The organism is Streptomyces sp. NPDC001443 (genome assembly GCF_053597355.1).
The window spans coordinates 26,345-44,907 of sequence record NZ_JBSFIA010000037.1 but is presented as its reverse complement, the minus strand read 5'-3'; the positions used below and the strand labels follow the sequence as shown (position 1 = coordinate 44,907).

The window sequence follows — 18,563 nt, the reverse complement described above, 5'->3', positions numbered from 1 at the left end:
ATGAGCACCAACTCCCGTCTGCGCACCTTCGGTTCCAAGACCGCCGGCCCCGGCCGGCCCGTCTACGTCGTCGGTGAGATCGGCATCAACCACAACGGCGAGCTGGAGAACGCGTTCAAGCTCATCGACGCCGCCGCCGAGGCCGGCTGCGACGCCGTCAAGTTCCAGAAGCGCACCCCCGAGATCTGCACCCCGCGCGACCAGTGGGACATCGAGCGCGACACCCCCTGGGGCCGGATGACCTACATCGACTACCGCCACCGCGTGGAGTTCGGCGAGGACGAGTACCGCCAGATCGACGAGCACTGCAAGGAGCGGGGCATCGACTGGTTCGCCTCCCCGTGGGACACCGAGGCCGTCGCCTTCCTGGAGAAGTTCGACGTCCCCGCCCACAAGGTGGCCTCCGCCTCCCTGACGGACGACGAGCTGCTGCGCGCGCTGCGCGCCACCGGCCGCACGGTCATCCTCTCCACCGGCATGTCCACCCCGCGCCAGATCCGTCACGCGGTCGAGGTCCTCGGCTCGGACAACATCCTGCTCTGCCACGCCACCTCGACCTACCCGGCGAAGGCCGAGGAGCTCAACCTCCGCGTCATCAACACCCTGCAGGCCGAGTACCCGAACGTCCCGATCGGCTACTCCGGCCACGAGACGGGCCTGCAGACCACGCTCGCCGCGGTCGCCCTCGGCGCCACCTTCGTCGAGCGCCACATCACCCTCGACCGCGCCATGTGGGGCTCGGACCAGGCCGCCTCCGTGGAGCCGCAGGGCCTGACCCGCCTCGTCCGCGACATCCGCACCATCGAGGCCTCCCTCGGCGACGGCGTCAAGAAGGTCTACGACTCCGAGCTCGGCCCGATGAAGAAGCTGCGCCGCGTCACCGGTGTCGTCGCCGAGGCGGAGATCGCCGCCGCCGCGGGCGAGCCGGTCTCGGTCTGAGCACCGGCTCGGCCCCCAGTCCGACTCCGAGTGGCTTACGGGACGGTCGTACGTCGATGAACCCTCGCGCCGGGACCACCGGCACCCCCCACACGCTCGCCTTCGTGGAGAGCCCGGTTCAGCTGCTGAACGTGCTCGAATGGGCGCATGCGCACGGGCTGGGCGGCCCGGAGCGGTCCGGCACGGGGTTCACCCTCGTCGTCCTGTCCCCGATGGACCCGATGACCCGCGGTCAGCTGCGCCGGATGGCGGAGCTGGCCCGCGAGGACGGTCACGAGGTCCGCTGGGAGGAGGCGCGGGGCGGTGCGGCCGCGCCCTTCCGCACCATCGGCGGCCTGTCCCGGCTGCTGCGCGGAGCGGAACGCGTGGTGATGGGGGACCCGTTCTCCCGTTACGTACAGCTGCTGCTGACCATCACCCGGGCCCGGGACCTCGTCGTGGTGGACGACGGCACGGCGACGATGGAGTTCGTCGCCCAGCTCGCCCGGGGCGAGCGGCTGGTGCGCTGGCACCGCAAGGGGGGCCGTCCCGGGCCGCGCGACGTGCTGTTCGGGCCGGTGTCGTCCTCGGCCCGGCGCCGGCTGACCCCGGGCGACGGCCGCCGGGTGGAGATCTTCTCCTCGATGCCCATGGAGGAGGCGCCCGAGGGCGTGACGATCACTCAGAACGCCTTCGCCTGGACCCGCTCCCGCTTCGGCCCGCCCCGGGTCGCCAAGGGCGCGGACCTGGTCGGCACCTCGCTGGTGGAGACCGGCGTGGTCGACGCGGACCGGTACGTGACCGCGGTGGGCGCCCTGGCCAGGGCGCACGGGGCGACGCGCTACTTCGCGCACCGCCGCGAGAGCACGGACAAGCTGCACCGGCTCGCGCGGGAGACGGGACTGGAGATCGTCCGCCCCGAACTCCCGCTCGAACTGATCGCCCGGCGCGGCCCGATCGGGCGGACGATACTCAGCTTCCCGTCGACGGTCGTGCACACCCTGCCGCTGGCGCTGGCCGGCACGGAGGTCCGGGTCGCGGTCTGCGACATCGACCCCGGCTGGCTGACGGAGAACGCCTCGCCGCGGGCCCAGGGCTTCCTCTCAGGGGTCACGGGCACGGCACGGGACGTCACCCGGGTGTCCGCGACGAGCCAGCAGTAGACCCGCGGCGGGAACGTACGGGGTGACCGCCCCGCACGCGCCCGCCCCACGACGGCCGGCCCGGCCCGTGCCCGTCCACGGCGGCCGGCCGGACGAGGCCCGCGCACCCCGGTGCGCGGGCCTCGTCCGTCATGCCCCTCGGGCTCGCGGGCCCCGTCGGTCAGGCCCCCTCGGGCTTGTGGGCGAGCAGAAACGCCCGCGGGAGCCTCTCCTCGCCGTCGGGCTCGCGCAGCAGACGGGCCCGGAGCCGGAAACCGGCCTTCACGAGGAGGTCGGCCACGGTGTCCGGGGTGCGCCAGTGGTAGTCCAGCGAGATCGCGTGGCCGAAGCGCTCCGCGAGATGCAGTCCGCGCTCCTCCTCGTGCCACTGGAACCCCAGCAGCACCTGGCCGCCCGGTGCCAGCACCCGGTGGAACTCGGAGAACGCCGTCGGCAGGTGATCGTCCGGGACATGGATGATCGAGTAGAGGGAGAGCACCCCGCCGAGGGTCGCGTCCGGCAGGTCCAGCGAGGTCATCGACCCCACGTGGAAGCGGAGCGCGGGGTGCGCCGCGCGGGCCAGCTCCACCATCCGCGGGGACAGGTCGACCCCGAAGACCGGCACACCCATGGCGTGCAGCCGGGCCGTGACGTGGCCGGGCCCGCTGCCGAGGTCGGCCACGGGCGCCGTGCCCCGCTCCCGCACGAGCTCGGCGAAGGCGGCGAGGAGAGAACGTTCGACAGGGAGCGCGATCAGGTGGTCCGCGAATCGGTCGGCGTAGTCCTCGGCGATGGTGTCGTACGAGGTCCGGGTCGCGGATATGAAGGGTGCGGCGAGGTCACCGCTCTCGGGGTGGGTCACATGGCCGGAGGTTACCGAGCGCACCGGCGGGGCGTCCGCCGGATGGCCGAGCCCGTCCCCCGGCCGGTCGGGGCGGGCGAGGACCCGGCGGGGCACCCGCTCCGGGGGCGTCCCGGTTCCGTTCCGACGGGTGAACAGAAGGGCGTAGGTACGGCGGGGCATGGTATGCCTGAAGGGTGGCTGGGTGCGCCGTCCGTCCGGAAAAGCGGGCGAGTCTACCCACCTGAATCGACGCCTATGCGTCCGGCGGCCAGGTTTTCTTCCCCTAACGGGTTGAAGTTTTGTTGTTCGAGGGGCAGTTGGCCGCCCCGGAGACCTACCCTTCAGAGGGTGAACCAATTGATGTCCCGAGAGTCCGAGGCCGATATTTCCGCTGATGCAGTGCTCCCCGGCGTGCTGCCCGAGGCACTGCGTGCCGAGCTCGTCGCCTTCCGGCGCGACCTGCACATGCATCCCGAACTCGGCAACCAGGAGTTCCGCACCACGGCGGCGATCAAGGAGCGGCTGGAGCAGGCCGGTCTGCGGCCACGGGTGCTCGCCGTCGGGACCGGGCTCGTCTGCGACATCGGTGTGGACGGCGAGGCACCGGCGGACGGCCCCGGCCTGTTGGCCCTGCGGGCCGACATCGACGCCCTGCCCATCCCGGACGCGAAGACCGAGTGCGCCTACCGCTCCACCGTGCCCGACCGGGCGCACGCCTGCGGGCACGACGTGCACACGACCGTCGTGCTGGGCGCCGGGCTCGTCCTGGCCGAGCTGCACGAGCGGGGCCTGCTGCCCCGGCCCGTGCGGCTGATCTTCCAGCCCGCGGAGGAGGTGCTGCCGGGCGGCGCCGTCGACGCCATCGAGGACGGGGCGCTGGAGGGGGTGCGGCAGATCCTCGCCGTGCACTGCGACCCCCGGGTCGACGCCGGGCGGATCGGGCTGCGGCCGGGTCCCATCACCTCGGCCTGCGACCGGCTGGAGATCGCGCTGAACGGCCCCGGCGGGCACACCGCGCGGCCGCACCTGACCACCGACCTGGTCACCGCCGCGGCCCGGGTCGCCACCGACGTGCCCGCGATCGTCGCCCGCCGGGTGGACACCCGCAGCGGGATGGCCGTGACCTGGGGGCGGATCGAGTCCGGCCACGCCCCGAACGTCATCCCGCAGCACGCCGAGCTCTCCGGCACCGTGCGCTGCCTGGACATCGATGCGTGGCGGCAGGCGCCCGACGTCGTGGTCGCCGCGATCGACGAGGTCGCCAACCTGCACCGGGCCAAGTCGGAGATCACCTATGTGCGCGGGGTCCCGCCCGTGGTGAACGACCCGGTGGTCGTCGAGCTGCTGCGGGACGCCATGACCGTGCGCCGGGGAGCGGAGACCGTGGAGAGCACCGAGCAGAGCCTCGGCGGGGAGGACTTCTCCTGGTACCTCGAACACGTGCCGGGCGCCCTCGCGCGCCTCGGTGTGCGCACGCCCGGCGAGCGCACGGTGCGCGACCTGCACCAGGGCGACTTCGACGCCGACGAGTCCGCGATCACGGTCGGGGTGGAGCTGTTCACTGCCGCCGCACTGCTGGACGCGGCGGGCTGAGCCGGGCGGGCACCGCCGGGTTCCGGCACACGAACCGGCCGGGGCGACGCGCACCCGGCTCGACGATCGGCCTGGCGCGACGATCGGCCGTCGGGCTCGACGATCGGCCCGGCTTGGCGGGTGCCTGGTTCGGCGGGTGCCGGGATCGGCGATCCGCCTGGCTCGGCGGGCGTTCGGCTCGGCGATCGGACTGGACCGGCGGGTACCCGGATCGGCGGGCGATCGGGTTGGCTCGGCGTGCACTCGGGTCGGCGATCGGGTCGGCTCGGCGTGCGCTCGGCTCGACGACCGGCCCGGTTCGGCGACCACTCGGCTCGGCGACCGGCCTGGACCGGCGGGCACCCGGACCGGCGGGCACCCGGATGGGTGATCGGCCGTCGGGTTCGGCGATCCGCCTGGCTCGGCGTGCACCCGGACAGGCGTGCGCCCGGCTCGGCGATCGGACTGGACCGGCGGGCGCCGGGATCGGCGATCGGACTGGACCGGCGGGCGCCGGGATCGGCGATCGGACTGGACCGGCGGGCACCCGGACCGGCGGGCACCCGGATGGGTGATCGGCCGTCGGGTTCGGCGATCCGCCTGGCTCGGCGTGCACCCGGACAGGCGTGCGCCCGGCTCGGCGATCGGACTGGACCGGCGGGCGCCGGGATCGGTGATCGGTCTGGACCGGCGGGAGTCCGGGACGGCAATCGAGCTGGCCCGGCTGGCGTCTGACGTGACGCCAGGAGGGGGTGCCTGGCATGTGCCCCTTCGTCCGCTTGAGTTATCCGGACGTAACCGGCGGCGCCCGAATGCGGCCCGTCGGCGGCACGAATCGATAACGGCCGCGAGGAACCCCGTTCCCCTCCCCTTCTACGCGCGTTACTGTGCGCCGGAATCGCCACCTGTGGCGGCGCAAGGGGTAGCGGGCCGTTCGACGGTGCCGTGGGGATGAAGGGTGCTTGCTGTGCGTCTGATATCTCGGAGGACCAGGTTCTCCCAAGCAGCGGTGGCCGTCTCGGTCCTCGCACTCGCGGCGGTCGGCTGTGGCAAGTCCAGCACCGACTCGGCCGGTGGCGGTGACTCCGCGTCCGGCAAGTACTCGGCCAAGGGCATCGGCCTCGCGTACGACATCGGTGGCAAGGGCGACCAGTCCTTCAACGACGCCGCCTTCGCCGGCTTCGAGAAGGCCAAGGCCGAGTTCAAGATCGGCGGCCAGGACGTCGAGCCGCAGGACGGCGAGTCCGACGCGGACAAGATCCAGCGCCTGGAGACGCTCGCCAAGCAGGGCTACAACCCGATCATCGGCGTCGGCTTCGCCTACGCGCCGGCCGTGAAGGAGGCCGCCGCGAAGTACCCGAAGATCACCTTCGGCATCATCGACGACGCCACCATCAAGTCCGCCAACGTCGCCGACATGGTCTTCCACGAGGAGCAGTCCTCGTACCTGGCGGGCGTGGCCGCGGCCAAGGCCACCAAGAAGAACCACATCGGCTTCATCGGCGGCGTGGACATCCCGCTGATCCACAAGTTCGAGGCCGGGTTCGACCAGGGCGCCAAGTCCGTCAACCCGAACATCAAGATCGAGTCGCAGTACCTCACCCAGACACCCGCGGAGGGCGGCTTCTCCAGCCCCGACAAGGGCGAGAACGCGGCCAACGGCCAGATCGAGGCCGGCGCCGACGTCGTCTACCAGGCGGCCGGTCTGTCCGGCCAGGGTGTGATCAAGGCCGCGGCCGAGCACAAGGTGTGGGCCATCGGTGTCGACTCCGACCAGTACGCGCAGGCGGCGCTGTCCAAGTACAAGGACTACATCCTCGGCTCGGCCCTGAAGAACGTCGGTGGCGCGGTCTACGACCTGGCCAAGTCCGTCGTCGACGGCAAGCCGCTCAGCGGTGAGGTGCGTGGCGACCTGAAGTCCGGCGGGGTGGGCTTCGCCGACACCAACCCGAAGTACAAGGCGATGACCGACGTCGTCGCCGCCGTCGACAAGGCCAAGGCGGACATCATCGCCGGCACGGTCACCGTCAAGACGGAGTAATCGCACGCGGCGGTACGCGACGCGACCGTGACGGGCGTCGTGGCGGAACAGCGGGACCCGGTCTGCGGACAGTGACCCGTACGCTCCGGAGAGCATCCGCGAAGCAGCGCGCCCCTTGCCTCCCGCAAGGGGCGCGCTGCTGTCCGTAATCTGGGATGTGTCTGTGGCCACAGCTCGGTAACGGACCGGACAGAAGGGGTTTTCCCGTCCGGTCTACGCGCGTTACGCTGCGGCGGAACCAGCGCCTGGTTTGGGCGCTTGCACAAAGGAGTCAAGTTCCATGCGCCGGGTGTCCCGTATCGCGGTTGCAGGCGTTGCAACCGCGGCTCTTGCCGTCACTGTTTCCGCCTGCGGAAGCTCGTCCTCCTCGTCCTCGTCCTCCGGTGGCGACAAGAACCTGGGCCTGGCCCTGGCGTACGACGTCGGCGGCAAGGGCGACCAGTCCTTCAACGACGCCGCCACCGCCGGCCTGGAGAAGGCCGACAAGGACTTCGGCTACAAGAGCACGGCCGTGGAGCCGCAGGACGGCGAGTCCGACGCGGACAAGGTGCAGCGCCTGGAGACGCTGGCCAAGAAGGGCTACAACCCGGTCATCGGTGTCGGCTTCGCCTACGCGCCGGCCGTCAAGGAGGTCGCGGCGAAGTACCCGAAGACCACCTTCGGCATCGTCGACGACGAGACCATCAAGGCCGACAACGTCGCCGACCTGGTCTTCCACGAGGAGCAGGCCTCCTACCTGGCCGGCGTCGCCGCCGCCAAGGCCACCAAGACCAACACCGTGGGCTTCATCGGCGGCGTGGACGTCCCGCTGATCCACAAGTTCGGTGCCGGCTTCAAGCAGGGCGTCGAGGACACCAAGAAGGGCGTCACGGTCAAGGAGCAGTACCTGACCGAGACCGCGCAGGAGGGTGGCTTCTCCAGCCCCGACAAGGGTGAGAACGCGGCCAACGGCCAGATCGACGCGGGCGCCGACGTGGTCTACGCCGCCGCCGGTCTGTCCGGCCAGGGTGTCATCAAGGCCGCCAACGAGCACAAGATCTGGGCCATCGGCGTCGACTCCGACCAGTACAAGCAGGACGCGCTGGCGAAGTACAAGGACTCGATCCTGACCTCCGCCATGAAGAACGTCGAGGGCGCGGTCTACGACCTGGCCAAGTCCGTCCACGACGGCAAGCCGGAGACCGGTGTGGTCCGTGGCAGCCTGGAGAACGGTGGCGTGAGCCTGTCGCACTCGAACCCCGCGTTCGAGAGCAACGCCGCCATCCAGGACGCGGTGAAGAAGGCCGAGGAGGCCATCAAGTCCGGCAGCATCACGGTCAAGACCTCCTGAACCAGCGCTGGTAGGCCTGTCGTAGACATGGCCAAAAGGGCGCTGTAATGGCAGCGTTACGGCCACGGAACGGGGTGCGGGGAGGATGTCCCCCCGCGCCCCGTTCGCGCGGCAGAATGCTCGGAACGGATCGTGAGTGAAAGATGAACGATCAGGTCCGGGCACTATTTAAAGCGGGGGCGCTACGCGCGTAGAGCGGCCCCTTTCCCAAGGAGAGTGCGCCATCGACGCGTCCAGCAGCCCTCCGCTCACCGCCCCGTCGACAGTCGCGGTCGAGCTGACGGGGATCACCAAGCGATTTCCCGGTGTCGTCGCCAACCACGACATCCACCTGACGGTCCGCAAGGGCACCGTGCACGCCCTGGTGGGCGAGAACGGCGCCGGCAAGTCGACGCTGATGAAGATCCTCTACGGCATGCAGAAGCCGGACGAGGGCACCATCGAGATCGACGGCGAGCAGGTCGCCTTCGGCAGCCCCGCCGACGCCATCGTCCGCGGCATCGGCATGGTCCACCAGCACTTCATGCTGGCCGACAACCTGACCGTGCTGGAGAACGTGGTGCTGGGCAGCGAGAAGCTGTACGGCATCGGCGGCAACGCCCGTAAGAAGATCAAGGAGATCTCCGACCGGTACGGACTGGGCGTACGCCCGGACGCCCTGGTCGAGGACCTCGGCGTCGCCGACCGCCAGCGGGTGGAGATCCTCAAGGTCCTCTACCGCGGCGCCACCACCCTGATCCTCGACGAGCCGACCGCCGTGCTCGTCCCGCAGGAGGTCGACGCGCTCTTCGACAACCTGCGCGAACTCAAGTCCGAGGGCCTCTCGGTCATCTTCATCTCGCACAAGCTCGGCGAGGTGCTGTCGGTCGCCGACGACATCACCGTCATCCGCCGCGGCACCACCGTCGGCACGGCCGTCCCCGCCGAGACCACCCCGCGCCAGCTCGCCGAGATGATGGTCGGCAGCGAGCTGCCCACCCCCGAGACGGCGGAGTCGACCGTCACCGACCGGGTCGTCATCGAGGTGCGCAACCTCACCGTGTACGCGAGCGGCGGCGCCTCCCTCGGCGAGCTCGGCGCGCAGCCCGAGACCGCCACGGTCGGTTCGTCCGGCGCCCCGGGCGGCGCCGACGTCCTCACCGAGGCCACCACCCCCGGCGCGGCCAAGCGCGTCCTCGACGACGTCTCCTTCGTCATCCGCGCGGGCGAGGTCATGGGCATCGCCGGTGTCGAGGGCAACGGCCAGACCGAGCTGATCGACGCCCTGATCGGCCTGAAGAACGCCGACTCCGGTTCCGTGCACTTCCTCGACCAGGACATCACGCCGTGGCCGACCCGCAGGCGCCGTGAGTCGGGCGTCGGCTACATCCCCGAGGACCGCCACCGCCAGGGCCTGCTCCTGGAGGCCCCGCTCTGGGAGAACCGTATCCTCGGCCACGTCACCGAGAAGCCCAACGCCAAGGGCTTCTGGCTGGACCCGAAGGGCGCCCAGGCCGACACCCGCCGGATCGTCGAGGAGTACGACGTCCGCACCCCCGGCATCGACGTCACCGCCGCCTCCCTGTCCGGCGGCAACCAGCAGAAGCTGATCGTCGGCCGCGAGATGAGCCACAACCCCAAGTTCCTGATCGCCGCCCACCCCACCCGCGGTGTGGACGTCGGCGCGCAGGCGCAGATCTGGGACCGCATCCGCGAGGCCCGCCGCGACGGCCTGGCCGTGCTGCTGATCTCCGCGGACCTGGACGAGCTGATCGGCCTGTCGGACACCCTGCGGGTGATCTACGACGGCAGGCTGGTCGCCGACGCGGATCCCGCCACGATCACGCCGGAGGAACTCGGCTCGGCGATGACCGGTGCCGCGTCCGGCCATCTGGAACACGTGGAGACCACGAAGCCCGTGGACACCACGAAGTCCCTGGGAGCCGCGGAGACCGTGGAAACCACCGAGGAAGCTGCCGGTCCGGAGGACGAGGCCCGATGAAGAAGTTCGACAAGGAGCGCGTGCTCCTCGCGGTGGCCGGCCCGGTCATCGCGCTCGTCCTGGCGGTCGCGCTGACCTCGATCGTCCTGCTCGCCTCGGGCAAGAACCCGATCGAGCCGTACACGCTGATGCTCCAGCAGCTGCCGTACTCGGACATCCAGGTCCTGATCGTCAACCAGGCGTCCCTGTACTACATCGCCGCCATCGGTGTGGCGCTCGGCTTCCGGATGAACCTGTTCAACATCGGCGTCGACGGCCAGTACCGCCTGGCCGCGGTGATGACCGCCGTCGTCGGCGCGAACATCGCGCTGCCGAGCGCCCTCCAGATCCCGCTGCTCCTGCTGGTCGCCATGTGCACCGGTGCCTTCTGGGCGGGCATCGCGGGCGTCCTGAAGGTCACCCGCGGCGTCAGCGAGGTCGTCGCGACGATCATGCTGAACGCCATCGCCACCAGCCTCATCGTCTACCTCACCCAGAAGGACGTGTGGGGCGTACAGGTCGGCAACAACATGACGACCGGCGTCATGCACGAGTCCGGCTGGTTCCCGGGCATCGACCTCGGCGCCGACGTCGGTGAGATCTACGGCCTGGTCTTCCTCGCGATCCTGCTGGGCGTCCTGTACTGGCTGGTCCTCAACCGCACCCGCTTCGGCTTCGACCTGCGCGCCACCGGCGCCTCGGAGACGGCCGCCGCCGCCTCCGGCGTCAGCGCCAAGCGCATGGTGCTGGTCTCCATGCTGATCTCCGGCGCGGTGGCGGGCCTGTCCGGTCTGCCGCTGCTGCTCGGCGACACCCACACCTACAGCCTGAGCTTCCCGGCGGGCCTCGGCTTCACCGCCATCGGCATCGCGCTGCTGGGCCGCAACAACCCGGGCGGCATCGCGTTCGCCGCCCTGCTGTGGGCCTTCCTCGACAAGGCCTCGCCCGTCCTCGACTACGCGACTCCGGAGGCGTACCCGAAGGAGATCGCCACGATCATGCAGGGCCTGATCGTCTTCGCGGTCGTCATCTCGTACGAGGCCGTACGGCAGTGGGGTCTGCGCCGCCAGCAGAAGCGGGTCGGCGCCGAGCTCGCCGCTGCCGCCCAGAACACCAACAGGAAGGTGGCGGCCTGATGTCCACCGCGACCATCGCCAAGAAGCCGCAGGCGAAGCCCGGCAGGTCCGGCCGCCGTATGTCGCTGCCCGTACTCCTGCTGGTCATCGCGGGCGTGCTGGTCCTGACCTCGATCGTCCGGCTGATCACCGGCGCGGACGGCATCACCTCCACCGGCCAGATGTCCACCGCCCTGCGGCTGGCCGTGCCGATCGGCCTCGCCGGCCTCGGCGGTCTGTGGTCGGAGCGCTCGGGCGTCGTCAACATCGGTCTCGAGGGCATGATGATCCTCGGCACCTGGTTCGGCGCCTGGGCCGGCTACCAGTGGGGCCCGTGGGTCGGTGTGGCCTTCGGCATCATCGGCGGCGCGCTCGGCGCCGTCCTGCACGCCATCGCCACCGTGACCTTCAACGTCAACCACATCGTCTCCGGTGTGGCCGTCAACATCCTGGCGCTCGGCACCACCCGCTACCTGTCGAAGTTCACCTTCGAGGGCGCTCCGCAGGGCTCCGCCAAGCAGTCCCCGCCGATCGACTCGCTGGGCACCTTCGACATCCCCGGCCTGTCCGACTGGCTGAACACGCTCAACGAGAAGCACTGGTTCCTGGTCTCGGACATCGCCGGCCTGATCGGCGGTCTGATCACCGATCTGTCGCCGCTCACCGTCGTCGCCGTCGCGCTCGTGCCGATCACCTGGTGGGTGCTGTGGCGCACCGCGTTCGGCCTGCGCCTGCGCTCCTGCGGCGAGAACCCGGTGGCGGCCGAGTCGCTCGGCGTCAACGTCTACAAGTACAAGTACATCGCCGTCATCATCTCCGGCGGCTTCGCCGGACTCGGCGGCGCCTTCCTGTCGATCGTCGCGTCGAACGTGTACCTGGACGGCCAGACGGCCGGCCGCGGCTACATCGGCCTCGCGGCGATGATCTTCGGCAACTGGATGCCGGGCGGCCTCGCCCTCGGCGCGGGCCTGTTCGGCTACACCGACAGCCTCAACCTGCGCGGCGGCACGACCAACGTCCACGCGCTGATCCTGCTGCTCGCGATCCTGCTGGTGTTCGGCGCGGCCTACCTGGCCTGGAAGAAGAAGTACGTCCCGGCCGTCGTCACCGCGGTGATCGCTGCCCTGATGTTCGTCTGGTACACCTCCACGAACGAGGTCCCGCGCCAGCTCGTCACGGCGACCCCGTACATCGTCACGCTGCTGGTGCTCTCGCTGTCCGCGCAGAGCCTCAGGATGCCGAAGGCGGACGGCCTGCCGTACCGGAAGGGGCAGGGCAAGTGACCTCGTCCACCGACGTCGACTGGGAGGCGCTGCGCGCGCAGGCCAGGGACGCCATGTCCCACGCCTACGCGCCGTACTCCGGCTACCCGGTCGGCGTCGCCGCCCTGGTCGACGACGGCCGCACGGTCTCCGGCTGCAACGTCGAGAACGCCTCGTACGGGCTCGGGCTGTGCGCCGAGTGCGGACTGGTCTCGGAGCTGCAGCGCACCGGGGGCGGTCGGCTGACGCACTTCACGTGCGTGGACGGCAAGGGCGACATCCTCGTTCCGTGCGGCCGCTGCCGACAGCTGCTGTACGAGTTCGGCGGGGCGGATCTCCTGCTGGAGACCCCGGCGGGGATCCTGCCGCTCGCGGAGATGCTGCCGCAGGCCTTCGGCCCGGACCACCTCACCAAGTAACTCCCGTGCGGCCCCTCTGACCAGCGCAGAGGGGCCGCGCTCTTCGTAATCCCCGGAAGGAAAGCCATGGCCATGGACGCCATCTCCGTCATCCGTACCAAGCGGGACCGCGGTGAGCTCGGCGACGAGCAGATCGACTGGGTCATCGACGCGTACACGCGCGGCGAGGTCGCCGACTACCAGATGGCCGCCCTCAACATGGCGATCCTGCTCAACGGCATGAACCGCCGTGAGATCGCCCGCTGGACCGCGGCGATGATCGCCTCCGGCGAGCGCATGGAGTTCTCCTCCCTCTCCCGGCCGACCGCCGACAAGCACTCCACGGGCGGCGTCGGCGACAAGATCACCCTGCCGCTGGCCCCGCTGGTCGCGGCCTGCGGCGCGGCCGTGCCCCAGCTCTCCGGCCGTGGCCTCGGCCACACCGGCGGCACCCTCGACAAGCTGGAGTCCATCCCCGGCTGGCGGGCGCTGCTCTCCAACGAGGAGATGCTGCACGTCCTGGACACCACGGGCGCGGTGATCTGCGCGGCGGGCGACGGCCTCGCGCCCGCCGACAAGAAGCTCTACGCCCTGCGCGACGTCACCGGCACGGTCGAGGCGATCCCGCTGATCGCCTCCTCGATCATGTCGAAGAAGATCGCCGAGGGCACCGGCTCCCTGGTCCTGGACGTCAAGGTCGGCACCGGCGCCTTCATGAAGACCATCGAGGACGCCCGGGAACTGGCCTCCACCATGGTGGGCCTGGGCACCGACCACGGTGTGAAGACGGTCGCGCTCCTGACCGACATGTCGACCCCCCTCGGCCTGACCGCCGGCAACGCGCTGGAGGTCCGCGAGTCGGTGGAGGTCCTGGCGGGCGGCGGCCCGGCGGACGTCGTCGAGCTGACCCTCGCGCTGGCCCGCGAGATGCTCGACGCGGCGGGCATCAAGGACGCCGACCCGGCGAAGGCCCTGGCCGACGGCTCGGCGATGGACGTCTGGCGCCGCATGATCGCGGCCCAGGGCGGCGACCCGGACGCCCCGCTGCCCACCTCGAAGGAGCAGCACGTCGTCACGGCCGCCTCCTCGGGCGTGCTGACCCGCCTCGACGCCTACGACATCGGTGTCGCCGCCTGGCGCCTGGGCGCCGGACGCGCCCGCAAGGAGGACCCGGTGCAGGCGGGCGCGGGCGTCGAGCTGCACGCCAAGCCCGGCGACACGGTCACCGCGGGCCAGCCCCTGCTGACCCTGCACACGGACACGCCCGAGCGCTTCGAGTACGCGCTGGAGGCGGTCGAGGGCTCGTACGACGTCGCCCCGGCCGACACGCAGTTCACGGCGTCCCCGGTGGTGCTGGAGCGCATCGCCTGACCTGCGGTTTCCTCCTTCGGGTGAACGGGATCGGTGGACCTGCGCCGGTCCCGTTCGGCATGTTGGGATCGATGACGCACCGAAGGAGGAGAACGCCATGCGCGCACTCACCGTGAGTGAGGATCCCGAGCGAAGCTGGGACGACCTCGTCCGGTTCTGGGAGGAGATGGAATGGCCCGAGGGCAGCAAGGTGGAGATCATCGAGGGGATCATCACCGTGTCACCTGCTCCCGCGTACCGTCACAACCTCATCGCGGCTCGCATTCAGCGTCGCCTCTACTCCGTGATTCCCGAGGACTGGGAGGTCTTCCAGACGCTGGCCATCGCCGTGCCGTCGCGCCTGGGCATGCTCATCCCGGACATCGTGGTGGCTCCGGTGCGGGAGGGCGCGGACACTGACACCCACATCCCGGCGGCCCTGGCCGAACTGGTCGTCGAGGTCACCTCCAAGAGCAATTCCCGCCACGACCGGATCAGCAAGCCCGCCGCCTACGCCACCGCCGGCATTCCGCTTTACCTCCTGGTCGACCGCTGGGCTCCCGAAGGCCCCGCCGTGACGCTCTACGGAGATCCCAAGGGCGATGTCTACCGTCCGCTGAGCACGGTCAAGTTCGGCGAGGCGCTCAAGCTGCCCGCACCCTTCGACCTCGTCATCGACACCAGCGAATTTCCCGTTGACTGAGGGCCGTCACCCCAGCAGCGCCGCCACGGCCACCAGAACCGGCACCGACAGCATCGTCGACAGCAGGATCGAGTCCCGGGCCAGGCGTTCGCCCACGCCGTAGCTGGAGGCGTAGGTGAAGAGGTTCTGGGCGGCCGGGAGGGCCGAGGTCACCACCACGTCGAGCAGCCGTGCTCCGTGCAGACCGAAGACGCCCGCGGCCAGCGCCCAGGCCGCGGCCGGCTGGCCCACCGACTTCAGCGCGACCGACAGCAGCACCGGGAACCGGTCGGGACCCCGGCCCGGCAGGGTGCTGCCGCACAGCGATATGCCGAAGGCGAGCAGGACCGCGGGCACCGACATGTTGCCGATCAGGGTGAGCGGGTCCATCACCGGGCCGGGGATGCTCAGCCCGGTCGCCGAGACGGTGACCCCGGCGAGCGAGCCGACCGCGATCGGATTGCGCAGCGGGGTGAGCAGCCGTCGCCACAACGGGCCCTTCGCGCCCCCGGTCGACAGGTCCAGGATCGTCAGCGCGACGGGCGTGACACCGATCAGCTGGAACAGCAGCACCGGCGCCACCAGTGAGGCGTCGCCCAGCACGTACACGGCGATGGGGATGCCCAGGTTGCCGGAGTTGACGTAGCTGGAGCACAGCGCGCCGATCGTCGTCGTGCCGACGCCCCAGCGCCGTACGACGCCCACCGCGACGAAGACACCGGCCACCGCGGCCGTGCTCATCGCCGTGACCAGGAGCCTGCTGGAGAAGATCACCGAGAGGTCGGCGCGGGCGAGCATGGTGAACAGCAGGGCCGGGGACGCCACGTGGAAGGCCAGCTTGGTCAACACCTCGCGGCCGTGCTCCCCGAGATGACCGCCCCGCCCCAGGACGTAGCCGACGCAGATGACGATCGCGATGACCGCGAAGCCGCTCAGCACCCCCTGCACGGGACCCCCTCGGCGGACCCCGCCACGCACAGCGAACGGGCGGGCCCCGTGGGCGAAAGAGGGCAGTACGGAAGGGGTGGTGCGGGCTGCGTGGGCGGGGTCGGCCGAGACGATATGTGTGGCATACAGCGAACTCTCCGGTGGCGGCCTCCACAAGGTCAATATGACCCCTGCGGCGGGGCGTGGCCGGGCGCCGTGCGACGCGATGAGTTACGGCCCGCCGCCCGGTCTATCGCACGTGGACGCCATGACACCCGCTGCACTCGTGCTGGTCGGCCCCGTCACCCGGGAGGGTGTGGCGGGGCTGTGCGACGACGTGCGGGCGGCGGTGCGGGCCTGCCCCGCCCGGGTCGCCGTGGTCGACGTCGGCGGGCTGGGCCCGCCAGGGCTCGGCGCCGTGGACCTGCTGGCACGGCTGGAACTGGCCGCCCGGCGGGCCGGGGGCCGTATACGGCTGCGGGCCCCCGATCCGTCGCTACGCGCCCTCCTGCGCCTCGTCGGTCTCTGCTTCGAGGTGGAGGGGCAGGTCGAACAGCGGGAACCACCGCTTGGTGTCGAGGAAGAAGTGGAACCCGGTGAGCCGCCCGGCTGAGATCTCCAGGACCTGGATCGACCAGGGGGTGAACCCGCCGGCCTCGGGGTCCGGCTTGTAGTGGGCGAAGCCCGGCAGGCCGTTCACCTCGACCGGCAGCAGGCGCGAACCCGCGCAGGACGCGCCCAGTGTCGTCATGAAGCCCGTGATGTCGTCGTGCCCGGTCAGCCACAGGTCGAACGGCGGCATCGTCATGATGGCGTCCTCGTGCAGCAGGGCGGTGAGCGCCGTCATGTCGTACCCCTCGAACGCCGCCACATAGCGCTCCAGGAGCTTCTGCTGCTCCTCGTCCAGAGGGTCGGAGACGGCCGCGTCCGCGCCGGACTGCTCGCGCTCGGCGAGGGTCGTGCGGGCCCGTTGCAGCGCGCTGTTGACCGAGGCGACCGTCGTGTCGAGCAGTTCGGCGACCTCGCTCGCCCGCCAGGCCAGCACCTCGCGCAGGATCAGCACCGCCCGCTGCTTCGGCGGGAGGTTCTGGAGAGCCGCCATGAAGGCGAGTCGCACCGATTCCTTCGCCACCGCCGCCTCCGCAGGGTCCTGGACCGCCGGCAGCACCCGGGCGTCCGGCATCGGCTCCAGCCAGGTGTGGTCCGGGCGGGGCGAGAGCGCCGCCCGGACCAATGGCGTCGACTCCGTCAGGTCCATGGGGCGGGCACGCCTGTTGCCCGCGGTCAGCATGTCCAGGCAGACGTTGGTCGCGATGCGGTACAGCCAGGAACGGAGGCTGGAGCGGCCCTCGAACTTCGCGTAGCTGCGCCAGGCGCGGACCATCGTGTCCTGCACCGCGTCCTCCGCCTCGAAGGCGGAGCCGAGCATCCGGTAGCAGTAGCCCGTCAGCTCGGTGCGGTGCCTCTCCAGCCTGATGTCGAGGCTCTCCGCCGTAGCCGTACCGTCACTCATGGTCCACCCACCCCTGTGGCCGTTCTGTCACGCGCCTGTGCGCCCCAGCACTCCGGAAGCTACCGCAGCCCACTGACAAAGACCTCTGGACCAGACAAAAGCCCTGCTCAGGATGGCCGTGCCCGAAGGGTGGCAGGGGGACGGGGCCCGGCGGGGGGCGTGCCCCGGGGCCCCGTCGGGCGGCCGGCCGTGCCCCGGGGCACGGCCGGGGCGGCTCAGGCCGGGGCGGGCTGGAGCCGGGCCGCCCGGGTGCCGAGGAGCGTGATCGACACGACGCCGAGCACCGCCAGGACGCCGACACAGACCGTCGCGGCCCAGCCGCCCGCGTGGTAGGCCGCGGCGCCGGCCATGCTGCCCGCGCTGGAGCCGACGTAGTAGGCGGACTGGTAGAGGGCCGAGGCCTGGGCCCGGCCGGTGGTGGCCGTGCTGCTGACCGCCGAGGACGCCACCGCGTGACCGGCGAAGAAGCCCGTCGTGATCAGCACCAGGCCCGCCAGGACCAGCGGGAGGGTGTCGGCCAGGGTCAGCAGCAGGCCCGCCGCCGTGGTGCCGGCGGCCAGGTACAGGGCGCCGCGCCGGCCCAGCCGGCCGACCAGACGGCCCGCCGTCGACGCCGACACCGTGCCGACCAGGTAGACGAGGAAGATCGAGCCGACGATGCCCTGCGGGAGCGAGAAGGGGGCCTCGGTCAGGCGGTAGCCGACGACCGTGTACACACCGCCGAAGACCGTCATGAACAGCGCGCCGATCGCGTACAGGCGGCGCAGCAGCGGGTTGGCGAGGTGGTCGCGGACCGTGCTCAGCAGCAGACGCGGGCGCAGCGAGCCCGGCGTGAAGTGCCGCGGGGCGGGCAGCAGCAGCCGGAAGGCCACCGCGCAGCCCACCGCGAGCACGCCGACCGCGCCGACGGCGACGCGCCAGCCCCACTCCTGCGCGACCCAGCCGGTGATCACCCGGCCGCTCATCCCGCCGACGCTGTTGCCCGCGACGAACAGACCGATCGCGGTGACCAGGGCCCGGGGGCGGACCTCCTCCGCCAGGTACGCCGTCGCCGACGCGGGAAGTCCGGCCAGTGCCGCGCCCTGGAGCCCGCGCAGCACCACCAGCCAGCCCAGCGAGGGAGCGAAGGGGACCAGGATCCCGACCGTCACCGCGACCGCCAGCGACGCCGTCATCACCGTACGGCGGCCGAACCGCTCGGACAGGGCGCTCATCGGCAGCACGAACAGCGCGAGTCCGCCGGTCGCCGCGGCCACCGTCCAGCTCGCCTGGCTCGCCGTGGCGGCGAACTCGCCGGAGATCAGGGGCAGCAGGGCCTGGGTGCAGTACAGGAGGGCGAAGGTGGCGACGCCCGCGAGGAAGAGCGCGAGGCTCATCCGGCGGTAGCCGGGGCTGCCGGGGGCGATGCGCGAGTCGGGGACGGGGACGGGTGGGACGGCGGCCACGACGGTGGACGCCCCGGTACTGGCGGGAGACATACCTCGAACCTAGGCACCCCTTTTTCATCCG

At 71.1% G+C, this 18,563-nt stretch carries 16 protein-coding genes; 12 read left to right on the top strand and 4 right to left on the bottom strand.

The window, feature by feature from the left end; translation table 11 throughout:
- Both ACWC24_RS31310 and ACWC24_RS31305 read left to right on the top strand, forming a co-directional pair.
- On the top strand, positions 1-939 hold the full coding sequence (locus ACWC24_RS31310; protein WP_450666256.1) for an N-acetylneuraminate synthase family protein: 939 nt from the start codon (positions 1-3) through the stop codon (positions 937-939).
- Between the two features lie 56 nt (positions 940-995).
- Positions 996-2,081, top strand: a complete 1,086-nt coding sequence (locus tag ACWC24_RS31305; RefSeq protein WP_450666255.1) for a hypothetical protein — start codon at positions 996-998, stop codon at positions 2,079-2,081.
- A 160-nt stretch (positions 2,082-2,241) separates the two neighbouring features.
- Here ACWC24_RS31305 and ACWC24_RS31300 read toward each other — a convergent pair whose 3' ends face one another.
- Positions 2,242-2,946 (bottom strand): class I SAM-dependent methyltransferase, encoded by a 705-nt coding sequence (locus ACWC24_RS31300; protein ID WP_450666314.1) that lies wholly within the window; start codon positions 2,944-2,946, stop codon positions 2,242-2,244.
- Positions 2,947-3,264: 318 nt separating this feature from the next.
- On the opposite strand from ACWC24_RS31300, the gene ACWC24_RS31295 reads away from it, so the two are divergent.
- The 9 genes from ACWC24_RS31295 (at position 3,265) to ACWC24_RS31255 (ending at position 14,635) form a co-directional block, all read left to right on the top strand.
- Entirely contained in the window at positions 3,265-4,497 is a 1,233-nt protein-coding gene (locus ACWC24_RS31295; protein WP_450666254.1) for an amidohydrolase, read from the top strand.
- A gap of 955 nt (positions 4,498-5,452) precedes the next feature.
- Positions 5,453-6,517: a BMP family lipoprotein gene (locus tag ACWC24_RS31290; protein WP_450666313.1), complete on the top strand. Its 1,065-nt coding sequence runs from the start codon at positions 5,453-5,455 to the stop codon at positions 6,515-6,517.
- A gap of 280 nt (positions 6,518-6,797) precedes the next feature.
- Positions 6,798-7,847: a BMP family lipoprotein gene (locus ACWC24_RS31285; RefSeq protein ID WP_450666253.1), complete on the top strand. Its 1,050-nt coding sequence runs from the start codon at positions 6,798-6,800 to the stop codon at positions 7,845-7,847.
- Positions 7,848-8,070: 223 nt separating this feature from the next.
- Entirely contained in the window at positions 8,071-9,828 is a 1,758-nt protein-coding gene (locus ACWC24_RS31280) for an ABC transporter ATP-binding protein (RefSeq protein WP_450666312.1), read from the top strand.
- Entirely contained in the window at positions 9,825-10,943 is a 1,119-nt protein-coding gene (locus ACWC24_RS31275; RefSeq protein WP_450666252.1) for an ABC transporter permease, read from the top strand. The genes ACWC24_RS31280 and ACWC24_RS31275 overlap by 4 nt, the downstream gene beginning before the upstream one ends.
- A complete protein-coding gene (locus tag ACWC24_RS31270) occupies positions 10,943-12,205 on the top strand; it encodes an ABC transporter permease (RefSeq protein WP_450666251.1) in 1,263 nt (420 codons plus the stop codon). The genes ACWC24_RS31275 and ACWC24_RS31270 overlap by 1 nt, the downstream gene beginning before the upstream one ends.
- On the top strand, positions 12,202-12,603 hold the full coding sequence (locus tag ACWC24_RS31265) for a cytidine deaminase (protein WP_450666250.1): 402 nt from the start codon (positions 12,202-12,204) through the stop codon (positions 12,601-12,603). Before ACWC24_RS31270 ends, ACWC24_RS31265 begins: the two co-directional genes overlap by 4 nt.
- A gap of 66 nt (positions 12,604-12,669) precedes the next feature.
- Positions 12,670-13,953 (top strand): thymidine phosphorylase, encoded by a 1,284-nt coding sequence (locus tag ACWC24_RS31260; RefSeq protein WP_450666249.1) that lies wholly within the window; start codon positions 12,670-12,672, stop codon positions 13,951-13,953.
- Positions 13,954-14,050: 97 nt separating this feature from the next.
- Entirely contained in the window at positions 14,051-14,635 is a 585-nt protein-coding gene (locus tag ACWC24_RS31255; protein WP_450666248.1) for a Uma2 family endonuclease, read from the top strand.
- A 6-nt stretch (positions 14,636-14,641) separates the two neighbouring features.
- On the opposite strand, the gene ACWC24_RS31250 is transcribed toward ACWC24_RS31255, so the two are convergent.
- Positions 14,642-15,562: an AEC family transporter gene (locus ACWC24_RS31250; RefSeq protein WP_450666247.1), complete on the bottom strand. Its 921-nt coding sequence runs from the start codon at positions 15,560-15,562 to the stop codon at positions 14,642-14,644.
- A gap of 205 nt (positions 15,563-15,767) precedes the next feature.
- On the opposite strand from ACWC24_RS31250, the gene ACWC24_RS31245 reads away from it, so the two are divergent.
- On the top strand, positions 15,768-16,154 hold the full coding sequence (locus tag ACWC24_RS31245) for an STAS domain-containing protein (protein WP_450666311.1): 387 nt from the start codon (positions 15,768-15,770) through the stop codon (positions 16,152-16,154).
- Here ACWC24_RS31245 and ACWC24_RS31240 read toward each other — a convergent pair.
- Together ACWC24_RS31240 and ACWC24_RS31235 are read right to left on the bottom strand one after the other, a co-directional pair.
- A complete protein-coding gene (locus ACWC24_RS31240) occupies positions 16,038-17,054 on the bottom strand; it encodes a sigma-70 family RNA polymerase sigma factor (RefSeq protein ID WP_450666246.1) in 1,017 nt (338 codons plus the stop codon). The two genes, ACWC24_RS31245 and ACWC24_RS31240, sit on opposite strands and share 117 nt — an antisense overlap.
- A gap of 215 nt (positions 17,055-17,269) precedes the next feature.
- Complete coding sequence (locus ACWC24_RS31235; RefSeq protein WP_450666245.1) at positions 17,270-18,532, bottom strand: MFS transporter; 1,263 nt, start codon at positions 18,530-18,532, stop codon at positions 17,270-17,272.
- Positions 18,533-18,563: the final 31 nt, after the last annotated feature.

Coding starts and splice junctions, on each gene's coding strand:
- ACWC24_RS31310 (WP_450666256.1), top strand. CDS start 1: ATGAGCACCAACTCCCGTCTGCGCACCTTCGGTTCCAAGACCGCCGGC.
- ACWC24_RS31305 (WP_450666255.1), top strand. CDS start 996: ATGAACCCTCGCGCCGGGACCACCGGCACCCCCCACACGCTCGCCTTC.
- ACWC24_RS31295 (WP_450666254.1), top strand. CDS start 3,265: ATGTCCCGAGAGTCCGAGGCCGATATTTCCGCTGATGCAGTGCTCCCC.
- ACWC24_RS31285 (WP_450666253.1), top strand. CDS start 6,798: ATGCGCCGGGTGTCCCGTATCGCGGTTGCAGGCGTTGCAACCGCGGCT.
- ACWC24_RS31275 (WP_450666252.1), top strand. CDS start 9,825: ATGAAGAAGTTCGACAAGGAGCGCGTGCTCCTCGCGGTGGCCGGCCCG.
- ACWC24_RS31270 (WP_450666251.1), top strand. CDS start 10,943: ATGTCCACCGCGACCATCGCCAAGAAGCCGCAGGCGAAGCCCGGCAGG.
- ACWC24_RS31260 (WP_450666249.1), top strand. CDS start 12,670: ATGGCCATGGACGCCATCTCCGTCATCCGTACCAAGCGGGACCGCGGT.
- ACWC24_RS31255 (WP_450666248.1), top strand. CDS start 14,051: ATGCGCGCACTCACCGTGAGTGAGGATCCCGAGCGAAGCTGGGACGAC.
- ACWC24_RS31245 (WP_450666311.1), top strand. CDS start 15,768: ATGAGTTACGGCCCGCCGCCCGGTCTATCGCACGTGGACGCCATGACA.
- ACWC24_RS31240 (WP_450666246.1), bottom strand. CDS start 17,054: ATGAGTGACGGTACGGCTACGGCGGAGAGCCTCGACATCAGGCTGGAG.
- ACWC24_RS31235 (WP_450666245.1), bottom strand. CDS start 18,532: ATGTCTCCCGCCAGTACCGGGGCGTCCACCGTCGTGGCCGCCGTCCCA.